Annotated in this window: 21 protein-coding genes and 1 pseudogene; 14 read left to right on the top strand and 8 right to left on the bottom strand. The window is 63.2% G+C overall.

All coding sequences use genetic code 11. From position 1 onward, the window contains the following. Positions 1 to 44: 44 nt before the first annotated feature. The 3 genes from AMR74_RS12520 to AMR74_RS19150 form a co-directional block, all read right to left on the bottom strand. Positions 45 to 506: a DUF7346 family protein gene (locus tag AMR74_RS12520; protein ID WP_053772402.1), complete on the bottom strand. Its 462-nt coding sequence runs from the start codon at positions 504 to 506 to the stop codon at positions 45 to 47. 26 nt (positions 507 to 532) lie between these two features. After that, on the bottom strand, positions 533 to 955 hold the full coding sequence (locus AMR74_RS12515; protein ID WP_053772401.1) for a DUF7322 domain-containing protein: 423 nt from the start codon (positions 953 to 955) through the stop codon (positions 533 to 535). Positions 956 to 1,052: 97 nt separating this feature from the next. After that, positions 1,053 to 1,226: a DUF7331 family protein gene (locus tag AMR74_RS19150; RefSeq protein WP_167551914.1), complete on the bottom strand. Its 174-nt coding sequence runs from the start codon at positions 1,224 to 1,226 to the stop codon at positions 1,053 to 1,055. 102 nt (positions 1,227 to 1,328) lie between these two features. Here AMR74_RS19150 and AMR74_RS12510 point away from each other — a divergent pair, with 102 nt between their 5' ends. The 5 genes from AMR74_RS12510 (at position 1,329) to AMR74_RS19890 (ending at position 8,323) form a co-directional block, all read left to right on the top strand. Beyond that, positions 1,329 to 4,151 (top strand): DNA-directed DNA polymerase, encoded by a 2,823-nt coding sequence (locus AMR74_RS12510; RefSeq protein ID WP_053772400.1) that lies wholly within the window; start codon positions 1,329 to 1,331, stop codon positions 4,149 to 4,151. A gap of 145 nt (positions 4,152 to 4,296) precedes the next feature. Then, entirely contained in the window at positions 4,297 to 5,214 is a 918-nt protein-coding gene (locus AMR74_RS12505; protein ID WP_053772399.1) for an ABC transporter ATP-binding protein, read from the top strand. 52 nt (positions 5,215 to 5,266) lie between these two features. After that, a complete protein-coding gene (gene sufB / locus AMR74_RS12500) occupies positions 5,267 to 6,697 on the top strand; it encodes a Fe-S cluster assembly protein SufB (protein WP_053772398.1) in 1,431 nt (476 codons plus the stop codon). A 4-nt stretch (positions 6,698 to 6,701) separates the two neighbouring features. Next, positions 6,702 to 6,842, top strand: a complete 141-nt coding sequence (locus AMR74_RS20050; RefSeq protein WP_449271910.1) for a DUF7563 family protein — start codon at positions 6,702 to 6,704, stop codon at positions 6,840 to 6,842. Positions 6,843 to 7,288: 446 nt separating this feature from the next. Further along, positions 7,289 to 8,323, top strand: coding sequence for a transcription initiation factor IIB 3 (locus AMR74_RS19890; RefSeq protein WP_077152337.1), 1,035 nt, complete (start codon positions 7,289 to 7,291; stop codon positions 8,321 to 8,323). A 553-nt stretch (positions 8,324 to 8,876) separates the two neighbouring features. On the opposite strand, the gene AMR74_RS12495 is transcribed toward AMR74_RS19890, so the two are convergent. Beyond that, positions 8,877 to 10,553, bottom strand: a complete 1,677-nt coding sequence (locus AMR74_RS12495) for a transposase (RefSeq protein WP_053772397.1) — start codon at positions 10,551 to 10,553, stop codon at positions 8,877 to 8,879. Positions 10,554 to 11,060: 507 nt separating this feature from the next. Here AMR74_RS12495 and AMR74_RS12490 point away from each other — a divergent pair. From AMR74_RS12490 to mobA, 3 genes are read left to right on the top strand one after another with little or no spacing between them, the layout of a single operon-like run. After that, complete coding sequence (locus tag AMR74_RS12490) at positions 11,061 to 11,321, top strand: 4Fe-4S ferredoxin N-terminal domain-containing protein (RefSeq protein WP_053772396.1); 261 nt, start codon at positions 11,061 to 11,063, stop codon at positions 11,319 to 11,321. Beyond that, positions 11,321 to 11,818, top strand: a complete 498-nt coding sequence (locus AMR74_RS12485; RefSeq protein WP_053772395.1) for a molybdopterin-dependent oxidoreductase — start codon at positions 11,321 to 11,323, stop codon at positions 11,816 to 11,818. Before AMR74_RS12490 ends, AMR74_RS12485 begins: the two co-directional genes overlap by 1 nt. Then, a complete protein-coding gene (gene mobA / locus AMR74_RS12480; protein WP_053772394.1) occupies positions 11,815 to 12,465 on the top strand; it encodes a molybdenum cofactor guanylyltransferase in 651 nt (216 codons plus the stop codon). The genes AMR74_RS12485 and mobA overlap by 4 nt, the downstream gene beginning before the upstream one ends. 69 nt (positions 12,466 to 12,534) lie before the next feature. Here the strand turns inward: mobA and AMR74_RS12475 are convergent, their stop codons facing one another. After that, entirely contained in the window at positions 12,535 to 14,373 is a 1,839-nt protein-coding gene (locus AMR74_RS12475) for a bacterio-opsin activator domain-containing protein (protein ID WP_053772561.1), read from the bottom strand. A gap of 339 nt (positions 14,374 to 14,712) precedes the next feature. Here AMR74_RS12475 and AMR74_RS12470 point away from each other — a divergent pair, with 339 nt between their 5' ends. From AMR74_RS12470 to AMR74_RS12445, 6 genes are all read left to right on the top strand, one after another. Further along, positions 14,713 to 15,744: a 4Fe-4S dicluster domain-containing protein gene (locus AMR74_RS12470; protein ID WP_053772560.1), complete on the top strand. Its 1,032-nt coding sequence runs from the start codon at positions 14,713 to 14,715 to the stop codon at positions 15,742 to 15,744. 4 nt (positions 15,745 to 15,748) lie between these two features. Beyond that, positions 15,749 to 17,020, top strand: a complete 1,272-nt coding sequence (nrfD, locus tag AMR74_RS12465; protein ID WP_053772393.1) for an NrfD/PsrC family molybdoenzyme membrane anchor subunit — start codon at positions 15,749 to 15,751, stop codon at positions 17,018 to 17,020. Next, entirely contained in the window at positions 17,017 to 20,274 is a 3,258-nt protein-coding gene (locus tag AMR74_RS12460) for a molybdopterin-dependent oxidoreductase (RefSeq protein WP_053772392.1), read from the top strand. Before nrfD ends, AMR74_RS12460 begins: the two co-directional genes overlap by 4 nt. Before the next feature lie 45 nt (positions 20,275 to 20,319). After that, positions 20,320 to 20,985 carry a TorD/DmsD family molecular chaperone gene (locus tag AMR74_RS12455; protein ID WP_053772559.1) on the top strand — a complete coding sequence of 222 codons (666 nt, stop codon included), beginning with the start codon at positions 20,320 to 20,322 and terminating at the stop codon, positions 20,983 to 20,985. A gap of 9 nt (positions 20,986 to 20,994) precedes the next feature. Beyond that, positions 20,995 to 22,074 (top strand): Mrp/NBP35 family ATP-binding protein, encoded by a 1,080-nt coding sequence (locus AMR74_RS12450; RefSeq protein WP_082356875.1) that lies wholly within the window; start codon positions 20,995 to 20,997, stop codon positions 22,072 to 22,074. 358 nt (positions 22,075 to 22,432) lie between these two features. After that, on the top strand, positions 22,433 to 23,356 hold the full coding sequence (locus tag AMR74_RS12445) for a MarR family transcriptional regulator (RefSeq protein WP_053772391.1): 924 nt from the start codon (positions 22,433 to 22,435) through the stop codon (positions 23,354 to 23,356). Positions 23,357 to 23,393: 37 nt separating this feature from the next. Here the strand turns inward: AMR74_RS12445 and AMR74_RS12440 are convergent, their stop codons facing one another. The 3 genes and pseudogenes from AMR74_RS12440 to AMR74_RS19590 form a co-directional block, all read right to left on the bottom strand. Beyond that, complete coding sequence (locus AMR74_RS12440) at positions 23,394 to 23,828, bottom strand: PIN domain-containing protein (protein WP_053772390.1); 435 nt, start codon at positions 23,826 to 23,828, stop codon at positions 23,394 to 23,396. Beyond that, positions 23,829 to 24,080, bottom strand: a complete 252-nt coding sequence (locus tag AMR74_RS12435; RefSeq protein ID WP_053772389.1) for an AbrB/MazE/SpoVT family DNA-binding domain-containing protein — start codon at positions 24,078 to 24,080, stop codon at positions 23,829 to 23,831. It abuts the gene before it with no gap. 91 nt (positions 24,081 to 24,171) lie between these two features. After that, positions 24,172 to 24,402 (bottom strand): annotated as a pseudogene (locus AMR74_RS19590) (hypothetical protein); the annotation flags it as partial. Positions 24,403 to 24,456 lie beyond the last annotated feature (54 nt).

Below are 24,456 nucleotides of genomic sequence, written 5' to 3'. Positions count from 1 at the left end.
GGCAAGTGCTTTCTGTCGGCGTCGGCCGTTCGACGCCGGCGGGATCAGCCGTCGTCCGACTCGGCGCCGCCGTCGTCCGCCGACTCGCCGCGCAGCAGCGCCAGCGCCTCGACCGCGACCGAGGTCGCCTCGTAGCCGCGCCGTCCGGCGACCTCGGCCTCGCCGACCAGGCCGGCCGCGCGGAACTCGGAGAGCGCGCCGTGGAGGTCGGACTCGCACATGTCGGCCGCGTCGAGGAGGTCGATGGCGGCGATCGGTCCCTCGTCGACGACCACCGCGAGCAGGCCGAGCGACCGGTCGTCGCGGACCGCGCCGAGCGTCCGACGGACCGGTTCCGGCACGCCGGAAGCGGCGGTCGCGAGCGGCGACTCGCCCTCCACGACCCGGAGGTCGTCGTTGTCGACGTAGCGCTCGACGCCGGTCGCCGGGTCCCGCACGCGGCTCGACTCGGCGGAGCGCTTCACGAGGAGGTACGTCTCGCCGTCGCCGTCGCGGACCGTCTGCATGATCGGAGGAGGGCCCTCGCCGGGTATTACGCTTCCGGGGGCGTCTCGTCGGGGTCGCGGTCGTCCGCCTCGGTCACCGTGTCGTCGGAGTCGGCGTCCGCCTCGGCCTCGTCCCGTGACCGCTTCCACGATCGATACGTCTGGTAGGTCCGGACCCCCGCTAAGAGGCCGACGACGAACAGGGCCGGACCGATCCGCGACCAGCCCTCGAAGAACCACACCATCGGGCCGAGCGCGACGAGGAGGACGGCGGCGTTGGCGTAGATGACGGCGACGACGAACGCGCGGAGGGTGTCCCGGTCCACGTCGCTCGCGCCCTCGAAGTCGCCGCCGTCGTCGAACGACTTCACCGAGGGCGCCTTCGGGATGTCGGGCGTCATCTCCCGCTCGGCGTCGGAGCTCTCGCCGACCGAGATCTCGCCCTCGTCGTCCTCGTCGAGGCTGAACACGCCCGGTCGTACGCCGCGCCGGGGCAAATGGGTTCCGTCCGAGCGCGGCGGCTACGGGGGACGAGATCGGCGCGGCGGGACCGAGGGCCGAACCCTCTCAGACCGCGTCGGCGAGCCGGACGGTTCGGCTCGCCTCGACCCACGCGAGGGGGTTCGCGGCGTCGAAAAGCACCACGTTTCCGTCGTCTTCGTACGCCTCCACCTCGGCGTCGACCGCGTCGGAGTCGGCCGGGCGAGCCACCTCGGATTCGGAGCGTGGGTCCGAAGACATAGACCGTGGTAAGTCATCACACATTATATGCCTTTCCGTGGCGGGATAGCTCGCCGCACCCGAAAGCCGAGTTTTTTAGCCGGGTGCCGCCGAAGGACGGATATGACTCAGTCGGGGCTGTCGGACTTCTCGTCGACCGGGGACGCGGGCGACGGGGCCGACGGCGACACGGACACCGAACGGGAGGAGCTGGCCGCCCAGGAGGCGGCCGTCGTCGCCGGCGGCGGCCGCGGTCACGTCAGCGACGTGGTCGACGTCGACGAGGCGAAGTTCCCGGAGTCGACCGGGACCGTCGAGTTGATGATCACCCAGATCGACTACGCCGTCGAGGGGTACGGGAGCGACGAGTACCCGGTCGTCCACGTGTTCGGTCGGCGGCCGGCCGAGAACGTGGACGGGGAGGCCGAACACGTCGACGGGGACCCGGACCACGATATCGTCGAACACCTCCGCGTGCTCGGCGTCGAGCCCTACTTCTACGTGCCCACCGCCGACCTCGACCGCGACCCCGTCGAGGAGTACGACGTGGTGATCGGGACCCGCGAGGAGAGCCCCGACGGCGAGCCCTTCGAGAGCATCCGCGGCGAGCCGCTCACCCGGATCGTCACCCGGACGCCCCGCGACGTGGGGAACATCCGGGACGACTTCGAGACGAGCTTCGAGGCGGACATCCTGTTCCCCAACCGCTTCCTGATCGACAACGGGATCAACGGCGGGATCCGCGTCGAGGAGCGGCGCCTCGACGACGGGGAGGGGACGATCCAGGTCCACGAGGGCCACCTCGAACCCGCCGAGGTCGACGCCGACCTCCGCGTGAACACCTTCGACATCGAGGTCGACGACCGGCGCGGCTTCCCCGAGGACGGCGAGGAGCCGATCATCTGTCTCACCAGCCACGACTCCTACGACGACGAGTACGTCGTCTGGCTGTACGACGCGCCCGAGGCCGACATCCCGCCGCCGGCGGACCTCCCCGACTACGAGGGGATCGTCGGCGGCGACGGGGAGCTGGACTTCCGGGTCCGCACCTTCGAGGAGGAGGCCGCGATGCTCGACGCGTTCGTCGAGTACATCGACGAGACGGACCCGGACCTCCTGACCGGCTGGAACTTCGAGGACTTCGACGCGCCGTACGTCCTCGACCGGCTGGAGGTGCTCGACGAGGGGAGCCAGTACGACCTCGACGTCGACCGGCTCTCCCGGATCGGCGAGGTGTGGCGCTCCGGCTGGGGCGGCCCGGACGTGAAGGGGCGGGTCGTCTTCGACCTGCTGTACGCCTACAAGCGCACGATGTTCACCGAGCTGGAGTCGTACCGGCTCGACGCGGTCGGCGAGCGCGAGCTCGGCGTCGGAAAGGAGCGCTACACGGGCGACATCGGCGACCTCTGGGAGCAGGACCCCGAGCGCTTGCTGGAGTACAGCATCCGCGACGTGGAGCTGTGCGTCGAGATCGACCGGAAGCAGGACGTGATCGCCTTCTGGGACGAGGTGCGGACCTTCGTCGGCTGTAAGATCGAGGACGCGCCGACGCCCGGCGACACCGTCGACATGTACGTCCTCCACAAGGCGTTCGGGAAGTTCGCGCTCCCGACGAAGGGCCAACAGGAGTCGGAGGAGTTCGAGGGCGGCGCCGTCTTCGACCCGATAACGGGCGTCAAGGAGATGGTGACGGTCCAAGACCTGAAGAGCCTCTACCCGATGTGCATGGTGACGATCAACGCCGGCCCGGAGACGAAGGTCGACCCCGACGAGTACGACGGCGAGACGTACGTCGCGCCCAACGGGACCCACTTCCGGAAGGAGCCGGACGGCATCATGCGCGAGATGGTCGACGAGCTGCTCTCCGAGCGCGAGGAGAAGAAGGCGCTCCGGAACGACCACGACCCCGGGACCGAGCCGTACGAGCAGTACGACCGCCAGCAGGGAGCTGTCAAGGTTATTATGAACTCACTCTACGGCGTGACGGGGTGGGATCGGTTCCGTCTTTACGACAAAGAGGGCGCAGCAGCCGTCACAGCGACCGGTCGCGAAGTCATCGACTTTACCGAGGAGGCCGCTGAAGAGCTTAATTACCAGGTTGCTTATGGAGATACCGATTCGGTAATGTTGTCTCTTTCTGACATGTCGAAGGAGGAGGCGATAGAAACCTCCTTCGAGATAGAGGACCACATCAACGAGCGCTACGACGACTTCGCGCGCGAGGAGCTCAACGCCAGCGAACACCGCTTCCAGATCGAGTTCGAGAAGCTCTACCGGCGGTTCTTCCAGGCGGGCAAAAAGAAGCGGTACGCGGGCCACATCGTCTGGAAGGAGGGGAAAGACGTCGACGACATCGACATCACCGGCTTCGAGTACAAGCGCTCGGACATCGCCGGCATCACGAAGGAGGTCCAACAGAACGTCATCGAGACGATCGTGACGGGCGACGACATCGACGACGACATGGAGGAGGTCAAGGGGTACCTCGTCGACGTCATCGCGCGGGTGCTCGACGGCGACGTGGACCTCGACGAGGTCGGGATCCCCGGCGGCATCGGCAAGAAGCTCGACGCCTACGACACCCCGACCGCCCAGGTCCGCGGCGCGAAGTACGCCAACCTCATGCTCGGGACGAACTTCGGCAGCGGGTCGAAGCCGAAGCGGCTCTACATCGAGAAGGTCCACCCGGACTTCTGGGCGCGGATGGAAGACGAGGCGGGGCTCGACCCCCAGCGGGACCACCTCTACGGCGAGTTCAAGCGCGACCCGGACGTGATCTGCTTCGAGTACGCCGACCAGGTCCCCGACGAGTTCGAGGTCGACTGGGAGAAGATGCTCGACAAGACCCTCAAAGGACCGATAGAGCGCGTGATAGAGGCGCTCGGCATGTCGTGGGAGGAGGTCAAGACGGGCCAGGAGCAGACGGGGCTGGGCTCGTTCATGTGACCGACGGCGAGGCGAAACGCCGGTCGTCGAAAGCACTTTTCGATCGGAAGAAAATTTCTTGGTCGATCTGCGATTTTTGAGGCGGAGATGCGTAACCGTTAACCCCCGCAATGCCCACTGTTCGCACACGAGGCACGAGAACACAATGGCAACTCTCGAAATCAACGACCTTCGGGCACGAGTGGCCGAAGAGGGCGGTGAACGGATCCTTCGCGGCGTCGACCTGACCGTCGAGTCCGGGGACATCCACGCGCTGATGGGTCCCAACGGCTCGGGCAAGTCGACGCTGGCGAAGGTGATCGCCGGCCATCCGGCCTACGAGGTGACCGACGGGTCGGTCTCCCTCCACCTCGACGAGGACGACGTCGCCGACATCGACGCCGACCTCGACGACGAGGATTACCACTGGGAGCTCCTGGAGCTGGAGCCGAACGAACGCGCCGCGCTCGGCATCTTCCTCGGCTTCCAGTACCCCGCCGAGATCGAGGGCGTCACCATGACGAACTTCCTCCGCCAGGCCCTCAACGCGAAGGCCGACGAGCGCGAGGAGCTGTTCGAGGACGAGGACGAGGAGTCGGCCGAGGCCGACGACGACGAGGGGTACGAGACCTCCCCGATGGAGGGCCCCGCGGACGACGGCGAGATCGGCGTCGCCGAGTTCCAGGAGATCCTCTCCGAGAAGATGGAGCTGCTCGACATGGACGAGAAGTTCATGCAGCGGTACCTCAACGCCGGCTTCTCCGGCGGCGAGAAGAAGCAGAACGAGGTCCTCCAGGCCGCGATGCTGGAGCCGAGCGTCGCCGTGCTCGACGAGATCGACTCCGGGCTCGACATCGACCGCCTGAAGGACGTCTCGAAGGGGATCAACGCGCTCCGCGACGAGCAGGGCACGGGGATCCTCCAGATCACCCACTACCAGCGCATCCTCGACTACGTCGAGCCCGACCACGTTCACGTCATGCTCGACGGCGAAGTCGTCAAGAGCGGCGGCGCGGAGCTCGCCGAGAAGCTGGAGGACGAGGGGTACGACTGGGTCCGCGAGGACGCCTTCGAGGCGGCGTAACCGAATGCGGGCACGCGACACACCTAAACACGGGAATCCGTAACAATACACTATGAGTTCACAACAGGACGACCTCAAGGAGACAGACACCGAGGCTCGCTTCGAGTTCAAGAAGGAGGAGAAGTCCGCCTTCAAAAGCGAGAAGGGCCTCACCGAGGAGACGGTCCGCGTCATCTCGGAGGACAAGGACGAACCGGAGTGGATGTTGGAGCGCCGCCTGCGCGCGCTCGAGCAGTTCCAGGAGATGCCGATGCCGACCGACTGGCCCGGGCAGCCCGATCTCTCTGAGGTCGACGTCGAGGAGATCGTGCCGTACATCCGCCCGGACATCGACAAGCGCGGCGGCGCGGACAGCTGGGAGGACCTCCCGGAGGAGATCCAGGACACCTTCGACAAGCTGGGCATTCCGGAGGCCGAGAAGAACGCGCTCTCGGGCGTCGGCGCGCAGTACGAGTCCGAGATCGTCTACCAGAACATGCAGGAGCGGTGGGAAGAGAAGGGCGTCATCTTCTGTGACATGGACAAGGCCGTCCAGGAGCACGAGGAGCTCGTCCGCGAGCACTTCATGACGAAGTGCGTCCCCCCGAGCGACAACAAGTTCGCGGCGCTCCACGGCGCCATCTGGTCCGGCGGTTCGTTCGTCTACGTCCCGGAGAACACCACCGTGGAGATGCCCGTACAGGCGTACTTCCGGATGAACTCCGAGGGGATGGGCCAGTTCGAGCACACGCTCATCATCGCCGAGGAGGGCTCCGAGGTCCACTACATCGAGGGCTGTTCCGCGCCGAAGTACTCGGCGTTCAACCTCCACTCGGGCGGCGTGGAAGTGTTCGTCGGCGAGGACGCCCACGTCCAGTACTCGACCGTGCAGAACTGGTCGAAGAACACGTACAACCTGAACACGAAGCGCGCCATCGCCGAGAAGGGCGGGCGCATGGAGTGGATTTCGGGGTCGATGGGGTCGAAGGCGACGATGCTGTACCCCTCRACGATCCTGARGGGGCGCGGCGCCTCCGACAACCACATCACCATCGCCTTCGCGGGCGAGGGTCAGGACATCGACACCGGCGCGAAGGTGTACCACAACGCGCCGAACACGAAGTCCACCGTCGAGTCGAAGTCGATCGCGAAGGACGGCGGTCGCACCAACTACCGCGGCCTCGTCCACATCGCGGACGGCGCAGAGAACTCCTCGACGGCCGTCGAGTGCGACGCGCTGATGTTCGACAACGAGTCGACGTCGGACACGATGCCGTACATGGAGATCAACGAGTCGAAGGTCGACGTCGCCCACGAGGCGACCGTCGGCAAGATCGGCGACGAGGAYATCTTCTACCTCCAGTCGCGCGGGCTCGACGACGACGACGCCAAGCAGATGATCGTCTCAGGCTTCATCGAGCCGATCACGGAGGAGCTGCCGATCGAGTACGCCGTCGAGCTCAACCGGCTCGTCGAACTCGAAATGGAGGGCTCGCTGGGGTAATCCGATGCCTGAGTGCGCCCACTGCGGAGCACACGTCTCACAACAATTTGTGACCGTGTTCGGGTTAGACGGTGGTGACGTAGTTGCCTGTCCAGCATGTTCGAATAAAGCGAACATCGCAGAGACAGTGTTATCCCGTCGCTAACAACGAACTATGGAACACTGCTTCGCGTGCGACACCGACTATGGGTACCTTGGAACGACGCCGCACGATGGGTCCTGTCCAGCCTGCGGCTCATCGGCCGTTACGCCAGCAGGCGACCTCAATATCGTCGACACGACAACGTGGGAGAGTGCGAACGGACTCTCAACGATCCACGTGACGGCGGCCGACGCCCGTTCTCGTCGCTTCGAGTTTGTTATTGCGGCGCGGCGGGGACAAGGGAAACTCGTCTGTCTCGCGATCGACGGAGTGACAGTACCTACCGAGACAGTGTGGTCAGTTCCATCTGCCGTTGCTACGAGAGTTACCGCGCAGGGTATCAGGATCAGCGGCTCGACGCCGACTCAGAGCCGACAATGAGCGGTACTGGCCAGATACACGGTGGCACGCGTCTGTTCTGTCCCGGTCACGAAAGGTGATGCCACGTGATGAAAGAGCGCACTAACGAAGAGCGTCCGAACACAGTTTCCCGCAAAAACGGTACTGATGCGCCCTCGTCAAGCGCAGCCGGCGATTGTCAGTCTGTTACCGACTCCGTTTCGGAGGAGAATGAGGACGAACGGCACAGTCAGACTACGTGTCCGGAGTGTCACGGACGACTTCGTCGAGCCGATGATGACGTTGATGCAGTCTGTGACGACTGTGGACTCGTCGTTTCAGACGCGACGCTTGATACGAACATCAAACTGTACACGCCGGATGGCACCGGTGGTCAGGACTCTCGCGTCGGGCCATCGAGCACGAACCTCTTACATGATAAGGGATTATCGACGGTGATTGGGTGGCAAGACACCGATGCGAAGGGGAACGCGCTGTCAGGAAAACAGCGACAACAGATGCGTCGCCTCCGACGGTGGGATGAGCGCTTCCGACGACGCTCATCTGCGGATAGGAATCTTATGCATGCACTCGGTGAGATCAATCGCATGGCTTCCGCGCTTGGCGTGCCCGACAGCACTCGAGAGACAGCAGGCGTCATCTATCGTCGCGCACTTGCGGACGGACTCGTTAGGGGTCGAGCCGTTGAAAGCGTCGCCACTGCGGCGCTATACGCGGCGAGTCGCATGAACGGTGTCCCACGCTCAATCGACGAAGTCTCAACAGTGAGCCGCGTCGAACAAATTCGCGTTGAGCGGGCATATCGACACGTCTCACGTGAACTCGGGTTAGAAATTCCACCAACAGATCCTCGTTCTTTCATCGGGCGGATTGCGTCGGACGTGGAGTGTACGGACGCGACAGAGCGAGAGGCACGACGTCTCGCCGGAATAGCGGTTGAAAACGGTGTTCACAGCGGGAAACATCCGGTAGGCATCGCCGCAGGGGCACTGTACGCGGCTGCCAAACAGTGCGATGAGTCTCTCCGACAAGCAGATATCGCTCATGCTACGGACGTAAGCGAGATGACGATACGGAACCGGTATCCTGAGATTTTGGCCGCAACAGATACCGGGGATGAATAGGCACAGTGAGTAGTTGACTTTTGCTTGAGTAGGTTCGAATTGGACAGTATCGATCAAGGATTGTTTTGCTCTGTTGGATCGCATAACTGTGCCCGGACCAAGATATCACAAAAGGCGGAAAAATGATCTTTCGCCGTCGGCAGCTTAGATCAACCTCCTACGACATCTGCTGCCTTACTTCTCTTCCAAATGTGTGTTTCAGAGGCCCTCAACGGCGATACAGTTCCGATCTTGTTTTCACCTAGTCCTAACACATTCTGCGGATTTAATGAAAAACAGAAAGAAAAGCTGGAGTGAGTATATTATTCCATATACTTAAGTAGAAAATAGAAGGCACACATCAAATCTATCCTCCGAGATTATGAAGTTGAGACTACAGTGGGTTTAGCGGGCCTGTGATGTGTGGTTTCGGGCGAATTTTCGAGGTGAAGCTGGTTCGGATCTACTCTCGAGAGTCTTCTCGTGTCGTACTACTAACTGGAACGGTGAATTTCCAAGACCCCCGGCAGCGTTGCCACTCAGGAATCCGTATTGCCCCGGACAGAGTATCTCTCTATCCGATTCCGGTCTCCTTCTTCAGCAGCGTGAGCGTATTGTCGGCCGTTACAATGGGTGAGTGTTCGTACTCACCCGTCAACTCGACCTGGACGAGCAAATCGACAGCTCGCCAAATCGAGTACAGGAGACACGCGAACGCGAAGTAGAAGAACCGTAGCCCGAAATCCTTTGAGGTGGTGGCAGCCATGAACCGTTTGATCGACCTGTACCCACTCTCGATCTCCCAGCGATAGCCGTACTCCGTGAGGTGACCACTCCCGCAATTCGTCATGAACACCGAGTACTGCCGGTGATCGTCATGCTCGGAGTCTTCTTTTCGACGATAGATCAGCGTCGTCTCGTGCCACTCGTTCCTGCCGAGATGGAGCTTCCGGTCGGTCTCATATCGGTCCTGTTCACGCTGGAGCAACCGCTTGGCCTGGGCTTTCTCGCTGGTCTGCATCCGTTTCGGGACGACGTATGAGAGCTCGCGCTGGCTAATCATCTCCAGGACGTGCTGGCTATCGAACTCCCGGTCCATCAGCACGTTATCGACGTGAACGAGCTCTTCAGCCGAATCCAGCAAATCCTCCACGATTTCTAGTCGTGACTCGCCTTTCCGTACCGGGCGGGCATCAAGAACGAGTGGGACAGCGTTACCGACCAGCTGGACTGTCGCCCACTGGTACGCGTACTCGTCGGTCTTCTCCTTTGTCCCGATGATCTCATCTTCGTGGCCACTCCGGTCGCCGGTGAAGGGATCGGCCTCGGTAATGTCGATTGCGACGATCCCTGCTCGAAAGAACTGCTCTGTCTCCGCAACTTCGTTCAGGAGCCGAGTGATTGCCTGCCGGTACATCGCTCGAACCTGTTCAATCGAGAGGTCCCGAATCTGCTCCCGATGGGCGTGCCCCAGCGGTGTCCGATCCCGAGTCGACTCGTAGAGGAAACTACGAGCCCCTTCGTTCGCAGCCAGCCGCTCGCGAAGTCCGAGGTACGTCTGCAGGCCCCAGTAGGCGTTCTCGTGGATCTCACAGCCGTCACCTCGGTCCAGCGAGAATGCCGGGTAGATAACGCGGCTAACGTGGTCTGAGATCCTCACCGCTTGTTCCAGAATACTTTGCTCGTCCGGTTTCGGATCTACATCGTCGCTATCCCGGTACCGGAGCTTCCGCGGAGGTTCGCGTGGAACCGAAACCCCCGCATTTTGGGCTTTGATGAGAATTGTCCGACCGGCTGTCTCGACGGTTTCGCGAAGATCTGCAGTGAACCGATTGTTCCAACTCCGCCACAACGTCGACTGATCCGGGACCGTCTCTAACCCTAACTGATCGCAGAACAAAGGATGGCGGTTGAGGTACTCGACGAGCGCTGTTTCGTGATCCCAGCCGTAGTATTCTTTTAGCACGAACAGCCGAAACAGGATATCCATCCCGTAGCTGGTCGACCCTGCGTAGTGATCGTGTGTGCTGAATTTGAAATACGCCAGTGGGAGTGAACAGACGAACTGCTCAAGGGAGGTATGGTCGTCGTGTCTGAACCACGCTTGTGCGACGATCTGAATGTCCGATTCCAGTGCGGGGAGCGAGGCTCGATCGTACAACGGCGTCGAATCGTATACCGGCCACTCAGTGTATGATTGGCTGGCGATCTGTCGAAAGACAGTCCGGCGAGAATCGAAAGTCGAAGCCACTACGAGACGGTGGCAACGACACGGCCAAGAATCCGTCTAACTGATTTGTATAGGGCCCACGGCGGCATCGCTTCTGTACAACAGTCTACACAGAGCCCAAGACGATGCCAGCCGGACAAACACTGTTTTTCTACTCAACCGTTGTAGGTTTCGGTATGAGACCGCCAGCGAGTCTCGGATTGGCGGTCAGATATCTCTTTTCGTGGCAAAGAGCGAGTCGTTGAGATCCACGAAAGGAAATAAGAATCAGCTATAGTAGCGTTTCCAGATTAGTTCTACTGGATTGCAGCGTTTGCCATTGACGCGGCACTGGTGAACAGTGCTTTCTCGGTCTGCGACGAGAAGGTTCGAGTTGGGCTCGGCGTCGAGCCGTCACTCGGACGACGGAGGAACCCAAGGATCCCGAATAATATTGGTACCCGCACTATACCCCGAACGCCTCGTCGTATCTGTCCCAAACAGTATTGGAAGCACGCTCAACAACCCGGGCTGCGTATCCCTACGTGTATGTCGACAATCGCCGTAGATGTGAAAGGGGTGCTAGCCGTGAGTAGTACCGGCGAGTGGCTTCCCAGTATCTCCGACGCGGGAACGAACAAGTTAGACGCGATGGCCGATGCGGAGCAAACAAATCCCCGAGAGGTACTCGAGAAGACGGACTACGAAACGGAGCTGGGGCTCGCGGCGACCGAGGACGCACAACGGGTCTCCCACGGCCAATTGTCCGGCGACGAGGCGGCGACTTCGGTTGTGCGAGGTGACGCCTGATGGATGGCGTCGTCTTTGACGGTGACGACCCCAACGAGCTCAGGGACGCGCCGACAAGCTTCGTCATCGGTAGCGGCGGTGAGCGGCGTGCGGTCGACGCCGCCACCTGCGCCGACGGGTCGACCATCACCTGCGAATATACGATCCGCTGCGCGACCGGCGAGCGGACGACCGCTTCCTGGACCGGTATCCCGGTGACCGACCTGCTGAATATCGTCGACGCCCCGGCGGAAACGACGCACTTCCGTGTTGAGAGCGACGACGGCTACGCGATCTGTGTTCCGGTCGCCGATGCACTCGACGGAGTCATCGCGTTCGAACGCGACGGCGAACAGCTCCGGGAGACGCGGCCGTACGCGCTTCGATTTTTGGCAGGCGATATCGACGGCGAGCGACTGGTGAAAGGGATCCACCGGGTCGACCTGCTCAGCCTCCCAGCGGATGCTGATCCGGATCGGTACGAAACAGTAACTCTCGACAACCCCGAGTACGAATGAGCGCCGAGCACAACCAAGACGACCGTCGAGCCGTCTCGGTCACGCCCATCGTGCTCGCCGGCGGCGGGAGTGAGCGCTTCGGGCCCGAGCCGAAGTCGCTAGCGACGGTCCAAGGTCAGCCGATGATCGCTCGCATCGTCGACGCGGTGCGGGCCGCGACCGGTCGGACGCCGGTCGTCGCCGTCGGCGACCCGGAGAAGCAGTCCGTCGTCGACCCGGCTCTCTCGCCGCCAGTCCGCTACCGGTACGACGTCGAGTGGGGACGCGGCCCGCTCGCGGGGATCGCGGGGGCGATCAGTGCGGTCGAGACGGACGCCGTGTTCGTCTGCGGATGCGATATGCCACAGCTCGATCCCACTGCGGTCGAGTGGCTCGTCGACGAGTACGCACGCCGACCCGCCGACGCGATCATCCCGGCGGACGACGCTGGACACCATCCCTTGCACGCGGTGTACGACACCCAGGCGCTGCAACGGTACTGTTCCCAGCAACCGTCGGACCTCCGCCTGCAGCGACTCGTCTCTGAACTCAACGCGACGGTCGTTCAGGATCAGGACGCCCCCGACCGCGTTCCGCTGAACCGTTCGGTCTCGAACACGAACACGCGGGCCGAACTGTGTGCCGCGCGAACGCGGATCGGCGACTGAGAGCGTTTCTCACTGGGCAGTGAAACCCCGTACCGGCGAGTGTGAACCAGCGGGTCGTCGGTCACCCTACTACGTGGCTACTGTGCCGTCGAACAGTGCCTCGAAGAGCTTCCGCTCCGCCGCCCGAAGGTGCTGGGTAAACGTCGTCTGTGAGATATCCATCATCGACGCCACTTCCTCCCCGCTGTGCTCTCGGGGCCAATCGAAGAACCCGGCGAAGTGAGCGGTCCGCACTGCCTCTCGTTGTCGCTCCGTCAACGCAGCTGTGAGCTGTTTTCGGAAGGCGGCTTCAGTCTGCACCTCCCGCTCGTGCTCTCGCTGGGCGATCAGCGTCAACCCATCGTAGGTCGTCCGAAGCGCGTTGACGACGCTTCGAATATCGTTCGAACTGGCCATCTGTGCGACCAGATTCCCGGTGGTTCCAGTGATCGAGAACGACTCGATGCTCACCCCGTACTGAGCCAACGTCGTGACGATCGACGGTTGCTCGACCGATAGCCGGTAAAGTGCCGTGTCCTCGAACGTGTGAACGTGCTCGACGGTACCGATTGCCTCGGAATCGGCCGCGTACTCGGTAACGGCATCCGGCTCGGCCTCGGTCACGGTAACGTACTGGACTGGGTTCTCGTCGCCGTCGTCGACGACGTCCTCTACGGTGACCGTACAATCGAGCTGTGCCGCCATCGTTGCTAGTGGCTCGTCGACGCCCGTCAACCGGAACTCCAGTTCGGTTACGCTGTCGGAGATGAGTGTCTGCTTGCTCTCGACGGCGCTGATGGCGTCGGCAATCGTTTGCCCGAGTTCGACGAACACGTCCCGTTCGATCAGGTCGAACGCGTGTGGGTCGCTGGTGACGACGCCGAGGACGCCGTAATCCGCCTCGTGGTAGGTGAGCGGCACGACGACGCATTGCCTGTTGTCGACTGTCTCCAACTCGTCGCCCTCCACGTCGGTGAACACCGGGTTCTGGTCCTCCAGCGCTTGCTCGACGGGTGTCGGATCCGCCTTACACATCGCTTCGACGTGGTTCTCGACCGACCCGATATCGCTGCCGGCCCAGGAGTTCGGGCTAACTGTGCCGTCGACGAGCCCTTGGCTACCGATCCATGCCACGTCGAAGAGGTCCGACGAAGCGAACTGCTCACAAACGGCGGCCTCGATCTCGTCCCGTGTCGAGGCGGCGACGAGTTCGCGGTTGATATCGCGAAGCACTTGGTTGGTGTTGTTCAGTACCGTCAAGCGCTTGTTCTGATCCTCGATACGCATTTCGTGCTCCTTTCGTTCGGTGATATCGCGCTCGATCGCCACGAAGCGATTTACCTCCCCGTCCTCGGTGATCGGCGCGATCGTCGCGTCTATCCAGAGTAGTTCTCCCGATTTTCGGCGGTTCGTCAGCTCACCCTCCCAGACTGATCCTGACGTGATCTGTCCCCAGAGCTCCGCGTAGAAATCGTCGCCGTGTTTCCCGGACTGCCAGAGCCGCGGGTTCTCTCCGATCACTTCGTCCCGCTCGTATCCAGTGACCGATTCGACGGCCGGGTTAGCGTACTCGATAGTGCCGTCGGAGTCGGTGATGAATATGGCGTGGCCAGCGTGTTCGATCGCCTTCCGAAAGCCCTGAAGACGCTCGTTTACCGTCCGAAGTCTCGTCTTGAGTTCGTCCTCCTCGGTCACGTACTCCGAGAGATAGTACACGGTCAGCAAGGCGAGCGCGCTCACAATGAGGCCGGGAAGCTCTTCGAACCCGGTGGTCGCAGTCTGTACGGTGAGTACCTGACGAAGGGTCATAAAGGAGAACAGCAGCGTCAGAAAGCCGAACCGGCGGTCACGGGTCCGGGCAAGTAGTAGAACCGAGTACCCGACGCCGAGCAGCCGCAGAACGATCGAGAGCGCGATGATCCAGTTCATGCCGCTCGCCTCTGACAGTTGGGGGGCCTTCGGAGGAATAGCGTTCGTCCACTTCGACTCGACCAAAGCATAGTCGAAGGTAACTCGGCTCGTCGAATAATCCCTGTGGTCGGTGCCCGGCTTGAGACGCGCCCCGATTTCCCCCCAACCGACCCCGACCCAAACAGTATTGGTACCCGGAATATGGGGTCTTTCTCCGGATTCGGGCCGTCTCAGAGTATATTGGTATCACCCTCTCCACGGGGGAAGCCGTACGAATACGTGTATGAACCTCAGGACTAACCGGCTGACGCGGGAGCAACTGGTCGCCGAGGCGCCGACCGGTGAGGGGTGGTCGCGATGAGCGCCACAGACGACGACACGCTCCCCGGTATCCCGAACGTCGGGAAGGCCGACCTCGACGCGATGGTGGAGAACGAGCGGCCTGATCCGCGAGAGGAGCTCGCGGACGTCGAGGCGGACACGGATCTCGGCATCGCGATGGCCGAGGACGCACAGCGCGTCGCCCGCGGTGAAATCACCGGCGACGAGTACTGGGAAAAGTACGATGAAGCCGCCGCCGAGGAGTTCGGCGAGGCGTATCTCGAGACACCGAACCCGGCGGTCGACGCCGGCGACCAGACTGTCTCGACGGACACGGCCGAGTCGTTGAGTTGTAGCGTTGGGTCGATGGATGCGGTTGCGACTGAGTCGGCACAGGCCGACGGCGAAGAGCCCGACGGTGGGATCGGCGCGGGCGACGAGAAGTGGGGGATGGTGATCGACCTCCAGAAATGCGTCGGCTGTGACTCGTGTACGGTCGCGTGTAAGTCCGAGAACCGGACGCCACCCGGCGTGTCGTACAACGTCGTGATGGAGGAGGAACACGGCGAGTTCCCGAACGTCACGCGGACGAACGTGCCTCGCCCGTGTATGCAGTGCGACAACCCGCCGTGCGTGCAGGTGTGTCCGGTCTCGGCGACGTACAAGATGGACGACGGCGTGGTCAACATCGACTACGACCGCTGTATCGGCTGCCGGTACTGCAACATCGCCTGCCCGTACGGGGCGCGGTACTTCGACTTCGGCGAGAACTACGACGACGAGGTCGACGAGGCCGGCGAACTGACCAGCCCCGAGTACGGCGTCGACCGCGGGCCGCGCGAGGAGGGGAAGTCGCCGATCGGCAACATCCGCAAGTGCAGCTTTTGCACCCACCGGTTAGAGCGCGGGGAAGAGCCCGCTTGCGTCGAGACGTGCGTCGGCGACGCCCGGAACATGGGCGACCTTGAGAACCCCGACAGCGATGTCGCACAGATGGCCGACTCGTCACGCGCGTTCCAACTGAAAGAGGACGAGGGGACCGACCCCAACGTCTACTACCTCAAATAGACCGATGTCGACACAGAGTTCACGCTTCGAGTTCGATCCCGGGTTCGAAGACGACCGGCTCCGCGTCGCATGGTACGCGGTCGTCGGTGTACTCGTCACGGTGGGCGCGTACGCGACGTACTTCCGGCTCACGGAGGGGATGGCGAGCACGAACCTCACGAGCATCGTCCCCTGGGGCGCGTGGGTCGCCTTCTACATCTACTTCGTCGGCCTCTCCGCCGGCGCGTTCCTCGTGAGTACGATGGCCAACGTCTTCGAGGTCGAGGGGATGCACCGGATCGACCGCGACGCGCTGTTCGCGGCCATCATCAGCATGGCGGTGGCGCTGCTGTTCGTCTGGATCGACCTCGGACGGATGGAACGGATGTACTTCCCGTTCATCTGGCGCCAGCTGACCTCCGCGCTCTCGTGGGAGGTCCACGCGTACGTGGCCTACATCGGGATTCTGGTCACGGAGCTGTACTTCTCGATGCGGATCGATCTCGCACGGGTCGCCGAACGCACCTCGGGGCTCAAAGAACGGTTCTACGCGGCGCTCGCGCTCGGGCGGCTGGAGACGAGCGAGGAGTCCCAGTCGTTCGACCAGCGCTGGCTCAAGCGGGCCGGCATCGTCGGGATCCCGCTCGCGATCTTCATGGTCCACGGCGGCACTGGCGTGCTGTTCGCCGTCTCGAAGGCCCGCCCCTACTGGAACAGCGGCCTCTTTCCGGTGATATTCGTCATCTCAGCGCTGCTCAGCGGGACCGCGCTCGTGATGATGATCTACGTGCTCCGGACCCGGCTGTTCGACGGGGAGTCGGTCGATCCGGACCTGCTCGACCGGCTTGCACAGCTGGTGATCGGCTTCATCGTCGTCGACGCCGCCCTGACCGCCATCGAGACGTTCATCGCGATCGCCAGCGTCCACCCCCACGAGATCGAGACCTGGCAGGTCATCATGTACGGCCCGATGTCGTGGTCGTTTTGGTGGTTCATGATCGGGTTCAGCTGGGTGTTCCCGATGGTCCTGCTGAGCAAGCGATCCTGGCGCCGCACGCCGTCGGTGATGGTGCTGGCGGGACTGAGCGTCGTCGTCGGGATCGTCGCGGTCCGGTTCAACATCGTCGTCCCGGCGCAGGTCATGCCGGTGATGGAGGGGCTCCCTCACGGGATGTACTTCCCCACGCTCGTCGAGTGGGGGACGAGCGTCGGCATGATCGGCGTCGGCCTGCTGTTGTACACGATCGGTGCGGAGACGCTGCCGTTGACGCCGCTTACTGGAGGTGACCACGAATGAGTACTGACGATTCAGGCGATGACGGCGCGAGCGTCTCGCGTCGTGACTTCGTCAAGGCGGCCGGGAGTATCGGCGTCATCGCGGCGGCGAGCAACGCCGCGGTCGATGTGGACATGGACGACCTCTGGACGGACGAGAAGCAGCACTACGTCGGGGACAACTACGGCGAGTACGGTGCGAGCGACGTGATCCACACCACCTGCGGACAGTGTAACACGTTCTGTCCGATCAAGGTGCGGCTCGCGGACGGGAGCGGAACCGGCGAGTACAGTTCGCTCGTCCGAAAGCTCGCCGGGAACCCGTACTCGTTCCTCAATACGCAGCCGTTCTCACAGATGCCCTACGACAGCGACCCGGAAGACGTGGCGATGGGCGACGTTGAGGGGAGCGGCGACGTCGACACCGATCGCTGGTCGCTCTCTGGCGGCCGGATCTGCCTGAAAGGGCAGGCGGGGATCCAGACGGCCTTCGACAGTTACCGCGTCCGGCAACCGATGAAGCGCGTCGGCCCGCGCGGTTCGGGCGAGTGGAAGACCGTCTCGTGGGACCAGGCCATTCGGGATATTGTCGAGGGCGACGACGATTTCGGCCACCCTGGACTCAGGGACATCTGGGGATACGCCCCACAGGAGGCGGTGATGAGCGATTGGGAGGCCGTCCAGAGCGGCGAGCTGTCCAAGTCGGCGTTCGACGAGAAGTACGCCGACGATCTTATCGACACCGACCACCCGGATCTGGGGCCGAAGTCCAATCAGATCGTCGATGTCGGCGGGTTCCGCCGAAACTTCATCCGGAACCGGCTCTGGCACCAAGGGTTGGGGTCGATAAACAGCATCCACCACGCCGGAACCTGCGGCGTTTCGAGCGTGATGGGCAACGTCCGTTCGCACGCTGCCAAGAAAAAGCGGCAGTACCCCGACATCGAGAACTGCGAGTACCTCATCGCGTGGGGGACCAATCCCATGGTCGCCAACAAGGGTCCGACGTGGCTCGCACCGAAGCTGACGAACGCCATTGAGGACGGAATGCGGATGGACGTGGTCGACCCGCGGCTCTCGAAGACGGCCGAAAAGGCCGACACGTGGGTGCCCGTCGAACCCGGCGCGGACGGGGCGCTCGCGCTCGGGATGGCGCGGTGGATCATCGAGAACGACCGCCACGACCTGACGTACCTCCAGAATCCCTCGCAGTCGGCCGCGAGCGACGACGACGAGCCGACGTGGAGCGACGCGACGCACCTCGTCCTCGTCGACGAGTCGGCGGGGCCGAAGGCGCGCGCCGCCGACCTCGGGCTCATTCCGGAGGGCGCCGAGACCGCCGACGACTTCGTCGCCGTCGACGCCGCCACGGGCGAGCCGCGCCCCGCAAGCAAGGTCGACACGGCCGTTCTCGACGTCGACGTGACAATCGACGGGACGGCGGTCCGGAGCGTCTGGAACCAGTACCGCGAGCGGGTCTTCGAGCACACCGTCGAGGAGTACGCCGAGATGGCCGGCGTGCCGGCCGAGCAGATCGCGGAGATCGCCGACGAGTTCACCGGCCACGGCAAGCGCGCGGCGATCATGGCCTACCGTGGCCCGGCGAAGCACACGAACGGCTTCTACAACACGCGGGCGATCGCCACCCTCCAGCACCTCATCGGCAACTACGACTGGAAGGGTGGCCAGATCACCCCCTACGCGGGCTACGACACCATGTCCGGCCGGTACGAACTCGGCTCGGTCCCCGACGGACACTCGCCGTGGGGGATCCCCCTGCTTCGGGGCGGCATCAACTACGAGGACACCTCGCTGTTCGACCGCGACGACGGCTACCCGGCGAAGCGGCCGTGGTTCCCGGTCGCGCCGCCGCAGGCGACTCAAGAACTGTACGGCAGCGCCGCCGACGAGTACCCTTACAGCGTCGAGGCGCTGTTCATCCGGCCGTACTCGAACAACCACGTGATGGCGATCGCCGGCGGCGACGAGATCCCGGCGATCCTCCAGGACACCGAAACCATCCCGCTGATCGTCGCCTCGGACACGGTGATCGGCGAGACCAGCCAGTACGCCGACTACATCCTCCCCGAGCCGACGTACCTCGAACGGTGGGAGAACTTCGGGACGTACCCGAACAAGCGGCTAGCCGACGAGAAGATCAGCCAGCCGGCTGTCTCAGTCGTCCCTAACGCGCGTCCGTTCGAGGACGTGCTCATCGAGCTGTGGTCGGAACTCGATCTCCCCGGCGTCGGTTCGAACGCCATCCCCGACGCGGACGGCGACTTGTGGCCCCTCGAACAGGCTGAGGACTTCTACCTGAAGCTCGCTGCCAACATCGCGTACAGTCGCGATCCCGTCGGGGACGCGAGCGGGGACGAACTGCGGGTGTTCCGCGAGAGCCACGAGAACGGCCTAGGCGAGCAGTTTGACCTCGACCGCTGGAAGGCGGCGGTCACCGACGAGGAGTGGCCGAAAGTCGTCACCGTGTTGAACCGCGGTGGCCGCTTCGAGGAGCCGACCGCGGGCTACGACGAAGCGTTCGCTGAGCACGGGCACGGGTACGACTACGCCGAGCGGACGGACGACTCGAACGCCTACGACGGCGAGCAGATGCGGTACAAGCTCGAGTCCCGCGTCGACTTCTATAGCGAGGTCGTTCCGAAGGGGAAACACTCCTTCACCGGTGAGCGGTTCGACCCGCTCCCGCGGGTCGACGACGTGGAGCACTACGACGGAACCGTCCAGGCCGCGGTGAGCGGCGACGACGACCGGGAGCGCCCGCTCCGGCTGATCAACTGGAAACCGCGAACCCAGGGGATGCACCGCACGCAGAACAGCCCGTGGCTCCGCGAGACCCGTCCGGAGAACCCCGTGTGGATCAACCCGCAGGACGCCGCAGAGCGCGGCATCGAGAACGGCGACGAGATCGCCCTCGATGCGGGCCGCACCACCGTCGATGCGGTCACGATGGTCACGAGCGGGATCCGCCCCGGCGTCGTCGGCGCGATGTGGGGCTGGGGTCGGACGGGCGACGGCGCGACTGCCGAGACGATCGACGGCGAAACGCGGCCGGCAGTCGAGGCCGACGGGCACAGCGACTACCAGTTCGACGAGCCGATGACCGAGGAAGCCGGGTACGCGAAGGGGCGCGACGCCGGCTTCGCGATCAACCACGTCCAGCCGTTAGACGAGGAGCTCGGGGACACCGGGCTCTCGGACCTGGTCGGCGGGAGTAACGCACAGTACGACGCCTTCGTCGACGTGGAGCGGCGGTGATCTGACGTGCCCACACACACGGCTGACGGTCGCGACGAGGCGGCGATGGCGAGGGCCCGTGCTCGCCTGTACGGGCTGTTGGCCGCCACCTTCGACGGCGAGGTGGAGACGACTGCCGCCGCGCTCGATCGAGGGGCGTTCGCGGCCGTCGCCGAGGTGTTCCCGATCGACATCGAGACGGCAAATCTGCGCGGCGACGACCACGACGCCGCCTCGCTAGGCGTCGGGTACGACAACCTGTTTGTCGTGCCGGGGACCCACTATGTCCCGCCGTTCGCGTCCGCGCACGCAACTGATCCCAGCGAGGCGTTCGACTCGGACTCGCGGTACCACACCGCCGGCGAGGCCGGTGAACTCCTCGGCGATCCGGCCGCCGAGATGGCCCAGCTGTACGCAGCCGCCGAGTTTGTGCCCGAGCGTGGGGACAATATTCCGGACCATGCCGCCGCCTGCTTCGAGTTTATGCGCGCGCTCTGCGAGCGAGAGGCGGTGCTCCTCGAAGACGACGGATCTGAAGCGAACCTCGACGCAGTCCGCGAGCTTCAGGCCCGGACGCTCTCCCGTCTGGGCTGGATCGACCGGTTCGAAGCGGCCGTTGCGAGCAGCGACACGGTCGAAGGCGTTTTCGCCGCAATCGCTCGTCTCGCGCGGACGTTCACCGCGTGGGACGCACAGGAGATCGCACAGCCATCCGAAACCACATCCTCGTAATCGCTATCTATGACAACCACAGATATCTCAGACGCTGACCTTCGTGATCGCCTCCGCGCCGTCGACGACCCGGCGCTCGATACCGACATCGTCACCGCCGGGCTCGTCAACGACATCACCGTCGACGATGGGACCGCCGCCATCGAACTCGCACTCGGCGCGCCGCACGCGCCGGACGAGTCCGCCATCGCGGAGCGCGTTCGTGAGGTTGCCGACGAGGGGGAGATCGATGTCGAGCTTTCGGCGAACGTCCCGCTGTTCGATGCCGCCGAGTCGTCGGTTCTGCCCGGCGTGAAGAACGTGATCGCCGTCGCCTCCGGAAAGGGAGGTGTCGGAAAGAGCACTGTTGCCGTCAACCTCGCCGCCGGCCTCGCCGACCGCGGGGCCAACGTCGGGCTGTTCGACGCCGACGTCTACGGCCCGAACGTCCCGCAGATGCTCGGGTCTGACACCGAGCCCGATGTGACGACCGTCGACGGCGAAGACCGAATCGAGCCACCGACCGCCCATGGGCTCAAACTGATGAGCGTCGGGCTGATGATCGAAGACGACGATCCGGTGGTCTGGCGGGGCCCGGTCGCACAGAACACTCTCACCGACCTATTTGCCGACGTGTCGTGGGGAACGTTGGACTATCTCGTCGTGGATCTCCCACCGGGGACCGGTGATGTCCAACTGACCGTGCTTCAGAACTTGCCCATCACGGGGACTGTCGTCGTCACGACCCCGCAGTCCGTCGCCGTGGACGATTCTCGCAGAGGCATCGAGATGTTCGGCGAGTACCAGACCAACGTGTTGGGCGTCGTCGAAAACATGAGCGGCTTTGTCTGTCCCAGTTGCGGCGATACCCACGAGATATTCGGTGAGGACGGTGGCCACTCTCTGGCCGACGCGGTCGATGTCCCGTATCTCGGCTCGCTGCCGCTAGATCCGGCGATTCGTGTGGGTGCCGACGACGGTAAGCCGATCGTCTGTCAGGACGACACGAATACCGCGGAAGCATTCCAAGACCTAGCGGGGACGGTTGCGAACAAAGTTGGCGTGCTGCGACGCCATCACCACCAGACTGCAACTGACCGTGGTGAATAAAACCTCCTACCGGATATCGATGATATCTCCAAACTCCGTGGGTCAGTTCTAGTCAGCGACCTCGGGTAGGAATTCGGCGCCGCAGACAATTCGCTGGTCGCTATCGACTGTAAGGCAGCTTAATTTGTGGCCGTCTGAGAAACACAGCGTCAGCGTTGAGTCGTCCTCTCAGAGAATGTGAATCTATGCCTTCTTCCGCTTCTACCCGGTTAACATATCTGCGAGCCGTTGTACTGTGGCGATCACGACGGGCGTGGCTAAGCACAAGACGAGTGCCACGCCGAGGGCCATCCACAGCTCAAGTGCCCACAGGAGGAGGAACGAACCTTTATAAATTAATTTCGTACTATGTTACACCGTGCTCCGGCGCATCGAACTCGAGGTCCTCGCCACGGTCGACCGCGGCGACACAATCTCCGAACTCGCGACGAAGCTCGACCACAGCAAGAGCTACCTCTCTCGTGCCGTCGGCGACCTCGTTGAAAAGGGACTCGTCCACACGGAACGCGATGGCCGGCGAAAACGAGTCGTCCCGTCGGATGCTCGCACCGTCAAACTCTACCAGGACCTCGTCCGCCAGCACTCCCACATCGACTTCCCCGAACTGCTGACGGGCAAGGCACTCGAAGTGCTGTACTACCTCGACCAGCCGCGAACCGTCTCCGAAATCGCTGACCGGAGCGACAACTACCGCAACACGGTTAACCGCGTCCTCAAGCGGTTTCGCGACCGTGGGCTCGTCGGGACGACCGATGGTCGCTACGAGTTCAACGCCGACTTCGACCGTCTCCACGAGTTCGCCCGTGAACTCGCACATCATCTACATCGCCAGCGCCTCGAAGCCGTTACCCCGAAGGGCACGATTCTCTGGGAGGACTACGACGAATTCCTCGCCCAGGCCGAGACGGAGATCGATGCGGCGGCGTTCCACGAAACCGGCCTTGCTCGGTTCGCAGCTTTCGACCTCCAGTTCCTGCTCACCGGCCATCGCTACTACGTCTACTCCGAGGATCTCGACGCAGTCTCGCCGGCGGAACTTTGCTGTCACACACTACTGATCGACGACGGCAGCCGCCACCGCTCGTATTGTCTCCTCCTGCTCAGCCACGTCGACGTCGACGAGGCGGACCTCCGAGCGCAGGCGGCGAAGTATGGCCTCGGAGACGAAATCGACGCCTTGCTCCGTTACCTCGAGACGCACGGCGAGGTCGACGACGACCGGCTCCCAGAGTGGGACGAGTTCCAGAAGCTGGCGGCTGACTATGGGGTGCCACTATCCTGAGACAGAACCTCGTCACCAGCTGTAGCGTCAGCCGGCGTCAGTTTGGATCGTAGGGATTCGTTGCTGTATCGAGTCGGTAGACATCCTCGACAGCGTCAAAATCGTCGTCAAACGCATACAGGTAACCGAGCCCCTCGGTTTGCATATACGCGACAATGCAGGCGTTGACGAACAAGAGGGGTTCGTGTTGGCGAAAGAGGGCCTTCCCTGTCGCGAGGGCGTCGGTAGTGAGTGAGTCGATGTGGAAGCGGGCGTTTTCTTCGATGCGATCGAGGAGATCGACGGCTGCGTCGTGGCCGGCGTGGGTCGTGAGGCCGTTGAGCGTTTCAGCGAGTACGTAGTCGAGCACGACAGCCTCCGGAAGTGTTCCATTGTCGATGCCCTGGAGCACGGGAAGCGCGGCATCGTGGGAACTATCCCGCCGGTATGCGGCGGCAAAGAGGACTGTCGTATCGATGAGTGCACGAGGCATTTACTCGACGTCGACGCCCCAGGCGTCATGCTCGCTCGTTACATCGGTCGACTCCTCACCAGCGTAGCCGTCGAAGTCGGCGAACGTGCCCGTTTGCTGTTGGACCACTTGGACCCGAATGCTCCCATCGTCTTCGAGATGCCAACGGAGCTGATCGCCATCGTCGATATCGAGTTCACGCCGGATCCGGGCCGGAATGTTCGCCTGATTGCCAGACACCTTGCTTTCGGCGTCAATTCTGTCGCTACTCATGTCTCCCGATATGTGACGGGCCGTGAAAACCCTAGTGTGCCGCCACACTACTCAGTACCAGAAGAGCGATTCCGGCGGAGAGGATGGTGATCTACCATGGGGTCGTTGGGAGCCGGCTGTCTGGGCGGGGAACGCGGCCCCGTTTGATCTCGTGATCGACGCGGCGCAGGTGCTTGCAGCCGCCCTCGGGTGAGCGCTGCTGCCAGTCGGGACAGGTACACGATTCGTCGATGACGTCGACTTCGTACCGGTTCCCGGACGCAGACTGTACCTCGTAGCGGCCACCCTTCGAGAGGAGTAAGGCGTCCATCGCTTCGGCGACGACACCCCGGGCGGACCCACAATCGCGGGGTCAACGGCACAAGTGATGGGGGGT

It is taken from the genome of Halorubrum tropicale (assembly GCF_001280455.1).
In the GTDB taxonomy this organism is placed as follows: Archaea; Halobacteriota; Halobacteria; order Halobacteriales; family Haloferacaceae; genus Halorubrum; species Halorubrum tropicale.
The sequence above is the reverse complement of the archived record's forward strand: the minus strand, read 5'-3'. Positions and strand labels throughout refer to the sequence as shown.